The sequence below is a fragment of the Providencia sp. PROV182 genome (genome assembly GCF_028480325.1).
GTDB lineage: Bacteria > Pseudomonadota > Gammaproteobacteria > Enterobacterales > Enterobacteriaceae > Providencia > Providencia hangzhouensis.
On record NZ_JAMPOL010000001.1, the window covers coordinates 226928 to 241877 of the forward strand.

Sequence of the window (14950 nt, forward strand, 5' to 3'; positions counted from 1 at the left end):
CGATATTGAATAGCCAATTGATGTGATCTGTTGCATAAAATTGGATATTCAGTGCACTTTTCAATGTAAATGTCAATAACGCGAATGATTCTCATATAAGAAAAAGCATATAAAGTGAAATAATATCATATTATAGATAAAAAAAAGCCAAAATATCAAAACGTTAAACGATGAGATTTTGGCTTTTAGCGAACAAACTATTTAAAAAACACGGAGTGGCGGTTAGCCTGCAATTTACTTTTCTGCCTGAGTTTGGTGAGGTGCGCGGGTCGTTGTTCCTGCTAAGTTACGGATCAACAAACCAAAATTAACATCGACATCCTCAGGGATTGGCAGGTAAACCACATGGCCGTTACCGGGTGCAACATCAATCGCTTCACCTTTGCGGTTTGCTAATGAGTCCAAAGTAAAGACAATATTACCCGCCGGGGTCATCATCTCTAAGCTATCCCCAACGCTAAATTTATTTTTTACATCAACCTCAGCCATACCATTGACACGTTTACCTGTGAATTCACCCACAAATTGCTGAGTTTCAGAAACAGAATAGCCATATTCATAGGTTTGGTAGGCATCGTGAGTGTGGCGACGCAAGAAACCTTCAGTGTAACCACGGTGTGCTAACCCTTCTAAAGTAGATAACAACGTTGGGTCAAAGGGTTTTCCTGCGACAGCATCGTCAATCGCACGTCTATAGACTTGTGCAGTACGAGCACAGTAATAAAACGATTTTGTGCGGCCTTCAATTTTTAATGAGTGAACACCCATTTTTGTTAGGTTTTCAACGTGTTCGATTGCACGTAAATCTTTAGAGTTCATGATATAAGTGCCATGTTCGTCTTCAAAGGCCGTCATATATTCGCCTGGACGTTTAGCTTCTTCTATCATAAAGACTTTATCTGTTGGCGCGCCCGCACCTAGGGTTGGTGCCACATTTTGTACAGGGATAGGTTCATGCACATGGACAATATTACCCACATCATCTTCTTTACCTTCTTGTACGTTATATTCCCAGCGGCAAGCATTGGTGCAAGTCCCTTGATTTGGGTCGCGTTTATTAATATAACCGGAAAGTAAACAACGGCCGGAATAGGCCATACAAAGGGCACCATGGACAAAGACTTCAAGCTCGATTTCCGGTACTTGTTGACGAATTTCAGCAATTTCTTCGAGGGATAATTCGCGAGATAAGATCACTCGTGTTAAGCCCATTTGTTTCCAGAACTTCACCGATGCCCAGTTAACTGCATTGGCCTGCACAGATAAATGAATATCCATCTCAGGAAACGCTTCACGAACCATCATAATAAGGCCAGGGTCAGACATGATCAGAGCATCTGGGCCCATTTCAATGACGGGGGTTAAATCACGAATAAAGGTTTTTAATTTCGCATTATGAGGGGCAATATTCACCACCACATAAAACTTTTTACCCAACTCATGGGCTTCCTGAATGCCTTTAGCTAAGTTTTCGTGATTAAATTCGTTATTTCGTACGCGTAAGCTGTAACGAGGCTGTCCTGCATAAACGGCGTCTGCGCCATACGCGAAGGCGTAGCGCATATTTTTTAATGAACCGGCAGGAGACAAAAGCTCTGGTGTAAACATGGTTATTCTCTATCTGATGTCAAGTCAGCACTCACTCATACGAGAGAGTGTTTTTAAGGGATGAGGATTTTACTCCTATTTGATAAAAAAACCAAATATCCCACAAGAATAGTATGTCTATTGATTGCTTAATATTCATCCCAACGGTAGCCGAGGCCATATATTGAACGAATAAAGGTTTTTTCGTTATCGAGGGACTCTAATTTACGGCGTAAATTTTTGACGTGACTATCAATTGTACGGTCCGTTACTACGCGGTGGTCGTCATATAAGATATCCAGTAACTGGTCGCGAGAAAACACCATACCTGCATTATCAGACATAAACTTGAGTAGCCGAAATTCAGCGGGCGTGAGTTCAAGTAACTGTGAGCCATAGCGTACTTGAAATGCATTCTCATCAATAATAAGCTTGGTTTGATTATTGCTATTAGTTTGGCTATTGCTAGTTGTCATATTTGGCTGGCAACGGCGTAAAATCGTTTTGACTCGAGCCACGACTTCTCGCGGGCTAAAAGGCTTACAAATATAGTCGTCAGCCCCAATTTCTAACCCTAATAAACGGTCAATTTCTTCGGTTTTTGCTGTCACCATAATAATGGGAACATCACTGAATTTTCGTAGTTCACGACATACTGAAATGCCGTCCATACCGGGTAACATTAAATCTAATAAAATGAGTGCAGGTTGATGTTGTTTAACATAGTCGATTACTTGGTCACCCCGTGCAATTAATGCGGGTTGATAATTTGCAGCTTGTAAGTAATCGAACAGCAGTTGGCCTAGCTTGGGTTCATCTTCCACAACCAAAATAGGGGTATTGCTCTGTTCAGTCATGATCATAAACCTTTGTCTTTTAATTGAATCGGTAAATTAATGGTAATTTTGACACCACCTAATGGTGACGGTGCTGCGGAAATTGTCCCATGGTGAGCCTCAACAATATTATAGCAAATGGCCAACCCTAAACCTGAACCGCCACTGGCGCGATTACGAGAACCTTCAGCACGGTAAAAACGTTCAAATAAATGTTGGCATTGCTCAGCAGACAGCCCCGGGGCGCTATCTTGCCAAATTATACTGAGCTGGTTGTGGTCTTGTGTGACTTGAATGGCAATTTTACCTTGTGGGTCCGTATAGCGTAAGCTGTTTTCCATTAAGTTATAGAATAACTGAGTGATGCGGTCAGGGTCTGCAAACACGTTGCCTTGTGCAATAAATTGCCGTTCAACTGAAAGTTGTTGGTCTTCTAACCGCCAGCGAGCTTGGCCTATCGCCATTTCAATTAAAGGAATGATATCGGTAAGTTGCATACGATAGACCAATGAGCCTCTATCCGATAACGAGAGCTGGTGGAGGTCATTAACCAGCTTAATTAAAGTTTGGGTTTCATTCAGTAGGGAATTGATTGTTTCGGGAGTGGCTTGCCGGACGCCATCTTGCACCGCTTCTAATTCGCCTCGCAGAACTGACAACGGCGTGCGGAGCTCATGGGAAATATCCGCCATATAATCACGCCGCATTTGTTCGTTTTTTTCAAGGGTAGAGGCCAGATGGTTAAAATCTTTAGCCAGTTGCCCAAGTTCATCGCGGCCAGACTCAGGAACCCGCGTGGCAAAATCACCATTGGCGAGCCGGTTAGTGCCTTCGAGTAACCGCTTGATGGGTTTCAAAAAACTACGGGCAAGGAACAATGTGGCAATCAGAGCCACAAATAAAGACAGCCCAGCGATGATCCAACTGGTATACATTTGTTTGGTATCAAAACGGCGGTCAAGGGCGCTGCTGATTCCCGTTTCATAGCTGGCAACGAGCCAACCGACGGTTTCACCATTGCTAGTAACAATAGGCTCACGGAGAACTTTGCTCGGTAGGGGCGTGTCTTGCCCGAAAATTAGCCGGTCTTGTGTATCATAAACCCAAAAAATGGTTCGCCAGCGCTGTCGCATCGGGCCACGATGCTGTTGATGTTCTACAGAGCGCAGAATGCGAAAGAAAATGCGATCATTACCAATCAAAAACCGCCAATTGCCCATTTCTTCATATTGTTCCGCAAGGGCGGAAGAAACCTGCTCAACGCGTTGTTGGTCATTTTCTTTAATATAGTCAATAAAGCCATGTTGAAAACTCATGCGCACGCCTTGGTGCATAATTAGCACTAGCAATAAGCATGTCGCAAAAATAGCTAAAAAAAGCCGAGTACTAACGCTATTTAACCTAAGCTTCATGGTTATTCTCCACAATCTTATGCGTTAATGACTTTTTGCGCTGCCAACGTTGCCTTAAGCTATCAAAACTTAAATACACAACAGGAGTGGTAAATAAAGTCAGCAATTGGCTCATTATTAAGCCACCGACAATGGTGATCCCGAGAGGTTGACGTAGTTCTGCTCCATCACCACTACCTAACATTAACGGTAACGCACCAAAAATGGCGGCGAGTGTCGTCATTAAAATAGGGCGAAAACGTAATAAACTGGCACGGAAAATGGCTTCTTGAGCGGTTAAACCCGCTGTTCTTTGTGCTTGAATAGCAAAATCCACCATAATAATGGCGTTCTTCTTGACGATCCCAATTAATAGCATGATGCCGATTAAAGCGATTAAACTAAATGGTGTGTCAAATAACTCAAGGGCTAATAATGCACCGACACCAGCAGAAGGCAAAGTTGATAAAATTGTCAGTGGGTGAATATAACTTTCATATAGAATCCCAAGAACTAAATAGACAGTCACAATAGCGGCTAAAATCAAAAATAATTGTGACTTCAAAGTTTCTTGGAATATTTGTGCCGTTCCTGCAAAAGACCCTCGCACTGTAGATGGCACGCCAAGCGCAGTCATGGTTTTTTCTATTTCGACGATGGCATCATTTAAGGTATAACCGTCAGCGACATTAAATGCGATAGTGGATGAAGCTGATAGCCCCTGGTGGTTCACGCTTAATGGCGCATTCGCCGGCTGCCAACGAGCAAAATAAGACAGCGGGATAGCATCGCCATCTTTATTGATAACAAACATTTTGTCGAGGGAACTGACATCTTGCGTATATTCAGGGGCAACTTCCATCACCACTTTATATTGGTTCATCGCTTCATAAATAGTGGAAACTTGGCGTTGACCAAATGCATTGTTAAGCAAACTGTTAGCTTCACGGACATCGATACCTAGCTGGGCCATTAAGTCCCTATCGTAGGTGATCGCCATTTCTGCGCCTTTGTCTTCCTTATCTGAGTTCACATCTGTCAGCTGTGGCAATTCACCGAGTGCTTTACGAATGGCGGGTTCCCAGTCACGCAATGCAGAAAGCTCATCCGCAAGCAGCGTAAACTGATAGCTGGCATTGGCTTGTCGACCTCCCACACGAATATCTTGTACTGGCATCATAAACAGGTTAGCCCCTGGCTCATTGGCTAATTTCATGCGTAACCGATTAATGACTTCAGCTGAACTTTCAGTACGTTCACCCAGTGGTTTTAATGAGATATACATAAAACCGCTGTTTACCCGGCTACCGCCAGTAAAACCGGTGACATTATCCGTCGCTGGGTCGGCTTTAACTTGCTGCATAAAACGGGTCATTTTTTCTTTCATTGACTGGAATGAAATACTTTGGTCTGCGCGAACAAAGCCCAGCACACGGCCAGTATCTTGTTCAGGAAAGAAAGTTTTCGGAACGGTAATATACAGATAAACGTTTAAGCCGATTGTGGCAAATAGCACCGCGAGAACACTACGGCGATGTTCGAGTACCCATTTTAAAGCGATGCCATAACTTTCTTGCAAGCGCAGCAACACACGTCCAAACCCGCGATGTTTGGCTTTGACGTTGCGAGGACGTTTCTTCAGTAAGTAAGCACACATCATAGGGGTGAGCGTTAATGAGATCACCAAAGAAATACCGATAGCGGTTGCAAGGGTAATGGCAAATTCGCGGAATAAACGGCCGACCAGTCCATCCATAAGCAGTAGTGGAATAAAAACAGCCACTAAGGAAATACTCATGGAAACGACGGTAAAGCCGACTTCATGCACGCCTTTAACCGCCGCAATAAACGGTTTTTTACCATTTTCGATATGACGCGAGATATTTTCTAATACGACAATGGCATCATCAACCACAAAGCCCGTCGCAACCGTTAATGCCATCAATGACAAGTTATTTAAACTAAAGCCACATAAATACATGGCCGTAAAAGTCCCAATCAATGAGACAGGGACAGCAACGGCAGGGATCAAAGTAGCGCGACCTGAGCGTAAGAACAGCAGCACCACGAGGATCACCAAGGCAACGGCAATCAGTAGAGCACGTTCCACTTCGGCTAGAGACGCGCGAATGGTCGGTGTTCTGTCTTGTGCCACTTTTAAATCAATAGCGGCAGGGATCATGTCATTGAATTCAGGCAATTCAGCACGAATACGGTTCACTGTTTCAATAATATTGGCGCCAGCTTCACGACGAATGACAATCAAAATAGCCGGTTTACCGTCTGCCATACCGGCAGCGCGTACGTTTTCAATGGAATCTTTAACATTGGCGACATCGCTGAGCTTTACAGCATTGCCTTGGCTGTAATGAACAATAATTGGTCGATAATCGGCTGCTTTTTTTAACTCATCATTAGTCTGTACTTGATAACGTTTTTCGTCATCATTGATATAGCCTTGCGGTTGGCGAACGTTAGCACTACTAATGGCTGAGCGCACGGCATCAAGGGAAACCCCTTGGTTAAATAGGGCGGTTGGGTTGAGCTCAACCCGTACGGCAGGGAGCGAGCCGCCACCAACTGAAACTTCACTAACCCCTTCAATTTGCGCAATTCGCTGGGCTAAACGGGTAGATGCAATATCATAAATTTCGCCAGTACCCATGGTCTCTGAGGTCATGGTTAAAATCATAATTGGCGCATCAGACGGATTAGACTTGTAATAACGTGGACGGCTTGGCATACCGCTGGGCAGCAGGTTTTGTGCCGCATTAATCGCAGCTTGCACTTCCCGAGCCGCGTTATTAATGTCTTTGTCGAGATTAAACTCAAGGGTAATAGTGGTTCGCCCAAGCGCACTGCTTGAGGTCATTTCGCTGATCCCAGCAATACTGCCTAAAGAGCGTTCAAGAGGTGTCGCAACGGAGGACGCCATGGTTTCGGGTGACGCCCCGGGAAGTGACGCTGTCACGTTAATCACAGGGTAATCTACTTGAGGCAACGGAGAAACCGGTAAAAATAGAAAGCTCAGGGCACCACACAAAGTAATCGCAACGCTAATCAGCGTCGTTGCTACCGGGCGGCTAATAAATAGAGCAAAGAAACGCTTCATTATGACACCTGTGCCTTCTTCGCTTGGCGACGGTCTTTAAAATAATGAGAAAGACGGTCGAACAATAAGTAAATAACCGGTGTGGTAAATAAGGTAAGGATTTGGCTCATAATTAAGCCACCAACCATACAAATTCCTAATGGTTGGCGTAATTCTGCACCGACACCTGTACTTAGCATTAATGGCAAGGCTCCTAGTAATGCCGCCATGGTGGTCATTAAAATTGGGCGAAAACGCAGTAGGCAAGCTTGGTAGATGGCATCATAAGGGGACATTCCCTGTTCACGCTCTGCAGCAAGGGCAAAGTCAATCATCATAATGGCGTTCTTTTTCACGATACCAATTAATAAGATGATGCCGATGACTGCAATAACATCAAGGTCTTTTCCTGCCATCATTAAAGCAAGTAATGCGCCAACCCCCGCAGTCGGTAAGGTGGATAAAATCGTAATCGGGTGGATAAAGCTCTCATATAAAATGCCTAATACGATATACATCGCCACAATTGCGGCTGCAATTAACCAGATAGTGCTGCTTAGTGCAGCTTCAAAGGCTAAAGTCGCCCCTTGGAATTGTGTGGTAATGGATTTTGGCATAGCAATTTGTGATTCGGCCAATTTCACGGCATTGACGGCTGACTCAAGCGAAGCGCCATCCGCCACATTAAACGAGAATGTCACCGCGGGAAATTGGTCGAGGTGATTAATTGCTAATGGCCCATTACCTTCTTGAATATTTACCAAGGTGCTTAGTGGCACAATGGCTCCATCAGTGCCTTTTAGACGAATATCATTCAGCGCATCCATACCATCACGGGTTTGTGTGTCATGCTCTAATATCACACGATATTGATTTGACTGTGTGTATATGGTCGAAACCATTCTCTGCCCAAATGCATTATATAAAGCGTTATCAATGGCTGACATTGTGATACCAAAACGGCTTGCGGTATCACGGTTAACATTCACATAGGCGACTAACCCTTTATTTTGCCAGTCACTACTGACATCGGTGAGTTCAGGTTGTTGCTCTAGGGCATCTAACAAGCGTGGAACCCAAGTGGTTAATTCCTCTAGTGAACCGGCCTGTAACGTAAATTGATACTGTGTGCGTGCAACTTGCGTATCGATGGTGAGATCTTGCATAGGCTGCAGATATAAATTCACCCCAGCAATGTTATCCACGGATTGCTGTAGACGATCAATAATCGCCACCACTCTATCTTCACGCTCATCAAGGGGCTTTAAGGTAATTTGGAGACGCGCATTGTTTAATGTTGGGTTGCTACCATCAACCCCCACATAAGTGGTGACATTATCAACCGCAGGGTCTGCCAATAATTTTGACGCAACTTCCTGTTGCTTTTGCGCCATGGCCGCAAAAGAAATAGATTGACGGCTTTCAATTGACCCTTGAATAATTCCACTGTCTTGCAAAGGGAAAAAACCTTTTGGGATCCACATATACAGCAAAACAGTCAGCACCATGGTGCCTAGCGCTACAGAAAGTGTTAACCATTGGTGATTAAGAATACGTTTTAACCAAATTGCGTATCCAGCAACCATACGGTCAAAGAAACGCTCACACGCTAGTTCAAAACGGTTATGTTTATGTTGCGACTCTGGTTTTAATAAACGCGCACACATCATTGGCGTTAACGTCAAAGAGACGACAGCGGAGATCAAAATAGCCACGGCTAGGGTAATGGCAAATTCGCGGAATAACCGGCCGACAATATCCCCCATAAATAACAGCGGGATTAATACTGCAACTAAAGAAAAGGTGAGGGAGATAATGGTAAACCCGATTTCCCCCGCCCCTTTGAGTGCAGCGACCAGAGGCTTATCGCCTTTTTCTAAGTAGCGGGAAATATTTTCAATCACCACTATCGCATCATCGACCACAAAACCTGTGGCGATGGTTAATGCCATTAGGGTGAGGTTATTGACAGAAAAACCACAAAAATACATGACTGCAAAGGTACCAACGAGCGACAGCGGTACGGCAATGCCCGGTATTAAGGTGGCAATTCCATTGCGTAAAAACAAATAAATCACCATCACCACGAGGGCGATGGCTAACATTAACTCAAACTGTACATCATTAACGGACGCTCGAATAGTACTGGTTCTATCGGTTAAAATATCGACATTAACCGATTTAGGTAAGCTTTCAATTAATTCGGGTAACAGCGTACGAATGGTATCTGTGGTTTCAATGACGTTAGCACCGGGCTGCCGCTGCACATTGATCACAATCGCCTGTTCATTATTTGCCCATGCCCCTAAATAGGCATTTTCGGCACCTTGTGCAATCGTTGCAATGTCGCCTAAACGTACAGGCGCACCATTTTGGAAGGCCACAATAAGCTGACGATAGTCGTCAAGTGACTTCATTTGGTCGTTAGCAGAAAGCGTCACCGCTCGCGTTGGCCCATCGAAACTCCCTTTTGCGGAGTTGACGTTAGCATTGTTGATGGCTAGGCGGATGGTTTCGCTATCCAGCCCTTTGGCTGCCATGGCTTGTGGGTTTAAATTCACGCGAACAGCAGGGCGTTGACCACCGGCTAAGGTGACTAAACCCACTCCATTAACTTGGGATATTTTCTGGGCAATTCGCGTTTCAATAATATCCTGTACCTGCGTTAATGGCATCGCATCAGAGGTGACCGCTAAGGTGAGTACAGGCGGGTCAGCAGGGTTTACCTTATTATAAATCGGAGGATAGGGTAAATCCGAAGGCAGTAAACTACTGGCGGAATTAATCGCTGCTTGGACTTCTTGTTCGGCAACCTCTAGAGGCAACGTTAATTGGAACATCAGTGTTATAACTGATGCTCCTCCTGAACTTTGCGATGACATCTGTTTAAGACCCGACATTTGCCCAAACTGGGTTTCCAAAGGCGCAGTCACTGCAGAGGTCATCACATCGGGGCTGGCTCCCGGGTAAAGGGTAACAACTTGAATCGTCGGATAATCGACTTCGGGCAGGGCTGAAACAGGTAAGAAGCGATAGCCGATGATCCCTGCAAGTAATATAGCCACCATGAATAATGTGGTAGCCACAGGGCGCAAAATAAATAAACGAGAAGGCCCACCGCCTTTTAACATTTCAGGCTGCATTACGCTTTCTCCGCGCTATTGGCTTTACCTTTGCGGGGCTCTTTTTTGGCGATGCTTTCAGCGGTAACGACTTCGACAGTTGTGCCATCGGTGAGTTTATCAACACCATCGGTGATGACTTTGGTATTTGCTGCGAGCCCACTTTCAATAACGACTTGTTGGCTATCTTGCATCCCCACGGTCACATTGTGTTTGCTGACTTTATTATCATCACTCAATACCCAAACATAGTGACCTTCGTTGCCCATTTGCAGTGCAGCGGTTGGGATCACCACGGCATTTTGCAGCGTTTCAACTTGCATTTTTACGTTAACAAATTGATTAGGGAAAAGTTTTTCTTCTTCATTGGTAAAGCGCGCTTTTATTTTAAGAGTGCCGGTCGCAGCATCAATTTGGTTATCAGTACTGAGTAGCTCACCGCTTGCGATTAGCGCGATATTGTTTCTGTCCCAAGCTTCAATCAATACTTTTTCACCGGAAGATTGTGCTTGCTGGATCGCGGGAATATCACCTTCAGGTAAAGCAAACAAGACATCTGCGGGTTGAGTTTGTGTGATAACAACAAGAGGGGTTGAGGTTCCTGAAGAGATAAAGTTTCCGACATCAACTTGTTTTAAACCAACCCGCCCTGAGATGGGGGCAGTAATTTTACTGTAGGTTAATTGCAGTTTGGCATTATCAACAGCCGCTTGGTCGACTTTAATACTGCCTTGTGCCTGTAATACCGCCGCTTTTTGGTTATCTAGCTCTTGTTGTGAAATCACTTTAGTGCCAGCAAGCTTTTGATAACGCGCTAAATCTAATTGCGCATTAGCTAACGTTGCTTTGTCTTTAGCTAATTGCCCCTCAGCTTGTGATAGCTGAACTTCAAATGGGCGAGGGTCAATCTGTGCCAATAAATCTCCCTTATTGACATATTGCCCTTCGGTAAAATACAGCTGCATTAACTGGCCTTCAACACGGCTGGTTACAGTGACAACATTTGCCGCTTGCACTGTGCCTAAGCCTGATAAAAATCGTGGAACGACTTTTTGTTCAGCAACGGCAAACTGCACAGGGGCTAACACACGTGGTGGGCGGCCCATCGCGCTTCGCTGTGAGTTTGGTTTTGCTACGGTACCAGTAGATTGTGTATCTGATTGTTTTTCTTGATGATAAAAGTACCAAGAAACGCCAGCTACCGCAATAATGGCAATAAAAATGGCAGAGCGAATAAAAGGTTTACGTTGTTTTTGTTTATTCATTTTGGGTAATTCGCTTAACTCAAAAAAAGTGGATGAGATCCGTCAGGCTGTATACTAAAAAACTAACAAAAAAGAGTCAGTTAGACATATTAGTAGTTTAACGTGATAGGTACAAAGAAAAATGGAGGAAATATGAATAAGTGTCAATTTCTGTACTTGTATACTTCAGTGCTTGTAAAGGGGGAGAGCGGGGGAATAATTTTGTATCAATTAAGATTGCCCCCCGAGTAAATAGGGGGCAATCGATTTTATAAACTAGAAGCTTTTAAGACCGCAGATTTTTCGTTTGAAGGCTCTGAATTGACAGTCCAACCTTTCCAAGATAGAGGAATGAAGGCTACAGCAACCGCTAATAATGAGACACCAGCAACATAATAGGCAGGTGCCATGTGAGATTGCTGCAACCAAGCACCAGTTAATATTGGTGTTAAACCACCAAAAATTGCATAAGCCACATTGTAAGCGAATGACAGGCCAGAATAGCGAATTTCAGGTGGAAATGCGCGTGTACTGATAATTGGAGTGGTTGCAATCGCGCCAACAAAGAAGCCCATCAAGCCATAGTTAAAAATTAACGTACTCGCCGCAATATCACTGGATAATGACGAATAGAAGTAAATTGCCGTTACGGCTAATCCACCCCATGATAAAGTCATTGAGGTACGTGTACCGGTTTTATCGCCTAACCAGCCCCAGAAGATACAGCCTAATGTTAAGGTCAATGTCGCCGCGCAGTTAGCTTGCAATGCCACATTCCTATCAATGTTATAGATCCCTTTTAACACCACATCTGGTGTCATCAAAATGGTGACAACGATAGCGGTTGATAATGACCACGTCAGTGCCGCAGTGATCATACAAGCTTGTTTATGAGACTTAATGACGGTTTTGACGGGTAATTCTTGTGACAAGGCCTTTTTGGCTGCCAGTTCTTTAAATATCGGGGTTTCTTGTAAAAAACGACGTAAATACACAGAGATAAACCCAAAAACACCACCAAGAATAAAGGGAATACGCCATGCAAAATCATGAATTTCAGTTGTGGTATAAGAGCGCTCAATAATAATTGCGACGATAGAGCCTAATAAAATACCACCGGTGATCCCAGAAGTCAGTGTACCGACACCTAAACCATAACGTTGTTTTGGTGTATGTTCTGCAATAAATACCCATGCACCTGGCATTTCACCACCAATCGCGGCACCTTGCATAATACGCATTAACAGCAGTAATAATGGAGCAGCAGCGCCAATGGTTTCATAAGTAGGTAAGAAACCAATAACAAACGTTGGGAATGCCATTAAGAAAATACTGAGGGTAAACATTTTCTTGCGGCCAATTTTATCCCCGAAGTGAGCCATGATAATGCCACCAAGAGGGCGAGCAAGGTAACCTGCTGCAAATAGACCCAGTGTTGCCATTAGCGCGAGAAATTCGTTATCCCCTGGGAAAAATAGTTGGGAAATAATTTTTGCGTAAAAAACAAAGATAACGAAGTCATAAAACTCAAGAGTTCCCCCTAAAGAGGATAAGCCTAATGTTTTATAGTCTTCTTTGCCCAAAGGTCTCGCAGAGGGCTGGCTGGCGGTTTGCGGTGTCATTATAGTTTCCTTCTAACTACCTGTAATACTAAATTGCATAAATTCAAAATAATAAGCATTGACTCATAATAATGAGCTAATCATTTTTATTGGTGCAGATAAGAGGTATAAAACGTTGGATGGGTATAACTTAGTTTAATACACAGTATCTTTCTTGCATGAGTATATTTATAGCAGGAAATTCTATATTCTGTAAACCTCAACCCTAAAAACAAGAATGACATTCCAATTAGTTTTGATTTGTTAGCGTATTGATTTGGTGTGATGATAAATAACCTTATATGATGTTAATAATATGAATTTTGCAGAATATCGTATATTTAAATTAGTGAGTTATAGCGTTAATTATATTTAATTTAATAAATTCTTACTGAATTATGGTAAGTAAATATTACCTAGATATTATTCGTTATAATTAACTTTATTAATCTAGATAAACTAAATAACTATAAAATCATTTAATTAATAGATAAATAAAAGGGTTGTTTGCGGGATTTTGGTTTTTTAGCTGGGCTTTGCTGTCGGAGGGAGTGTTTTGTAAATTGCACGCGCCTAATCTAAGAGTAGGACGCGTGCAAAGCGAATTTAAACGAGGAATAGAGTGGCTAAGCCAAGGAAAATAAAGAAACCGCCTGTATCTGTGATAGCGGTGATCATCACGCTAGAACCGATAGCAGGGTCCTTGCCCAGTTTTAGCATAATGAGTGGAATAACCACGCCCATAATAGCCGCCATCAGTAGGTTCAAGATCATCGCTAATGTCATGACTGCACCCATAGCGATATCGCCATAAAGGAAGTAAGTGACGACACCCATAATTCCTCCCCATACAACCCCATTAATAAAGGCGACACCAAGCTCCCTTAACATTAAGAAAGAGAAACTATTGTTTTGTATCTGGTGCAGGGCAATGGCACGAACAATCATGGTAATGGTTTGGTTTCCCGTATTACCGCCAATTCCTGCCACAATAGGCATTAATGTGGCAAGGGCGACTAATTGGGAAATCGTATCTTCAAAAACCCCAATAACACGAGAAGCCACAAAAGCGGTACATAGGTTAATGGCTAGCCATGTCCAACGGGTTTTAACGGCTTGGCCGACAGGGGCGAAAACGTCTTCTTCAGGGCTTAACCCCCCCATACGACGAATACTGTTATCGTTTTCTTCACTAATGTTATCAACGATATCTTCAACCGTCAGGCGGCCCATTAGTAGGCCGTTGTTATCAACAACAGCCGCAGAAATTAAGTCATAACGTTCGAACGCACTCGCTGCGTCTTCGCCTTTTTCATCAGGCAAGAAGGTCACTGTGTCAGTCTTCATGACATCGGCCACTATTTTTTCAGGGGATTGCGTTAAAATAGTGGTTAGAGGTAATTCACCTTGTAAATAATTACTGTTATCGACAACGAAAATTTTGTCGGTCGCTTCTGGGATCTTGCCCCGTTGGCGTAAATAACGTTGAACCGTTTTTAGCGTCACATTTGGGCGTACGGTGACGAATTCAAAATCCATCATTTGACCGACGCTATCTTTCGCATATTGTAAAACTTCGCGAATACGGCTTCGCAGGCTAGGTTCTAAATAGGTGAGGAGCCGACGCATGGTGTCACGAGGTAAATGCTCAGCAATATAGGCTTGTTCGTCAACATGCAAGTTGGCAACGGCGCGCAGTAGTTCTCTGTCAGACATATCCTTAATTAGGCTATCCCAAACAGAAACCGAGGCCTCAACTAACACTTCACCACGTTCGTTATTATCAACAAGACGCCATAACGCGAGACGCTCATCATAAGGGAGCATTTCTAAGATATCGGCGATATCCGCAGTGTGTAAATCAAGTAGCAATTCTTTTACAAGACTAATTTTTTCACTAATTGCTTTGTCATCAATACTGACGTGTTGATCATTTTCAACAAGCGCATGGACGAACTCTTCGTCATCTAAAAATAGCGTCAGGATTTGCTGGCGAATATGTGCCAGTTTTTGAGAGTGCGGGTTGACTGTTGGCGCCGCATCGGTTGAGAAAGCAGATTGTGACATTTTAATCCTTA

7 protein-coding genes and 1 pseudogene are annotated in these 14950 nt (G+C 43.6%); all 8 read right to left on the reverse strand.

Translation table 11 applies throughout. The features are described 5' to 3' along the window. Positions 1 to 234: 234 nt before the first annotated feature. Positions 235 to 1608: a prephenate-dependent tRNA uridine(34) hydroxylase TrhP gene (gene trhP, locus PR834_RS01120; protein ID WP_272536321.1), complete on the reverse strand. Its 1374-nt coding sequence runs from the start codon at positions 1606 to 1608 to the stop codon at positions 235 to 237. A gap of 128 nt (positions 1609 to 1736) precedes the next feature. Continuing rightward, the gene (gene baeR, locus PR834_RS01125; protein WP_172767103.1) at positions 1737 to 2444 is read right to left on the reverse strand and encodes a two-component system response regulator BaeR; all 708 of its coding nucleotides are present in this window, start codon (positions 2442 to 2444) and stop codon (positions 1737 to 1739) included. Between the two features lie 2 nt (positions 2445 to 2446). After that, on the reverse strand, positions 2447 to 3835 hold the full coding sequence (gene baeS / locus PR834_RS01130) for a two-component system sensor histidine kinase BaeS (protein WP_004253515.1): 1389 nt from the start codon (positions 3833 to 3835) through the stop codon (positions 2447 to 2449). Further along, positions 3825 to 6926, reverse strand: a complete 3102-nt coding sequence (gene mdtC, locus PR834_RS01135; RefSeq protein ID WP_112308356.1) for a multidrug efflux RND transporter permease subunit MdtC — start codon at positions 6924 to 6926, stop codon at positions 3825 to 3827. The genes baeS and mdtC overlap by 11 nt, the downstream gene beginning before the upstream one ends. After that, positions 6926 to 10048 (reverse strand): MdtB/MuxB family multidrug efflux RND transporter permease subunit, encoded by a 3123-nt coding sequence (locus tag PR834_RS01140; RefSeq protein WP_110591802.1) that lies wholly within the window; start codon positions 10046 to 10048, stop codon positions 6926 to 6928. Before PR834_RS01140 ends, mdtC begins: the two co-directional genes overlap by 1 nt. After that, complete coding sequence (locus PR834_RS01145) at positions 10048 to 11292, reverse strand: MdtA/MuxA family multidrug efflux RND transporter periplasmic adaptor subunit (RefSeq protein ID WP_094960479.1); 1245 nt, start codon at positions 11290 to 11292, stop codon at positions 10048 to 10050. Before PR834_RS01145 ends, PR834_RS01140 begins: the two co-directional genes overlap by 1 nt. A 248-nt stretch (positions 11293 to 11540) precedes the next feature. After that, positions 11541 to 12893 (reverse strand): MFS transporter, encoded by a 1353-nt coding sequence (locus PR834_RS01150; protein ID WP_181488035.1) that lies wholly within the window; start codon positions 12891 to 12893, stop codon positions 11541 to 11543. 585 nt (positions 12894 to 13478) lie between these two features. Continuing rightward, positions 13479 to 14765, reverse strand: a pseudogene (mgtE, locus tag PR834_RS01155) (magnesium transporter); the annotation flags it as partial. Positions 14766 to 14950 lie beyond the last annotated feature (185 nt).

Coding starts and splice junctions, on each gene's coding strand:
- trhP (WP_272536321.1), bottom strand. CDS start 1,608: ATGTTTACACCAGAGCTTTTGTCTCCTGCCGGTTCATTAAAAAATATG.
- baeR (WP_172767103.1), bottom strand. CDS start 2,444: ATGACTGAACAGAGCAATACCCCTATTTTGGTTGTGGAAGATGAACCC.
- baeS (WP_004253515.1), bottom strand. CDS start 3,835: ATGAAGCTTAGGTTAAATAGCGTTAGTACTCGGCTTTTTTTAGCTATT.
- mdtC (WP_112308356.1), bottom strand. CDS start 6,926: ATGAAGCGTTTCTTTGCTCTATTTATTAGCCGCCCGGTAGCAACGACG.
- PR834_RS01140 (WP_110591802.1), bottom strand. CDS start 10,048: ATGCAGCCTGAAATGTTAAAAGGCGGTGGGCCTTCTCGTTTATTTATT.
- PR834_RS01145 (WP_094960479.1), bottom strand. CDS start 11,292: ATGAATAAACAAAAACAACGTAAACCTTTTATTCGCTCTGCCATTTTT.
- PR834_RS01150 (WP_181488035.1), bottom strand. CDS start 12,893: ATGACACCGCAAACCGCCAGCCAGCCCTCTGCGAGACCTTTGGGCAAA.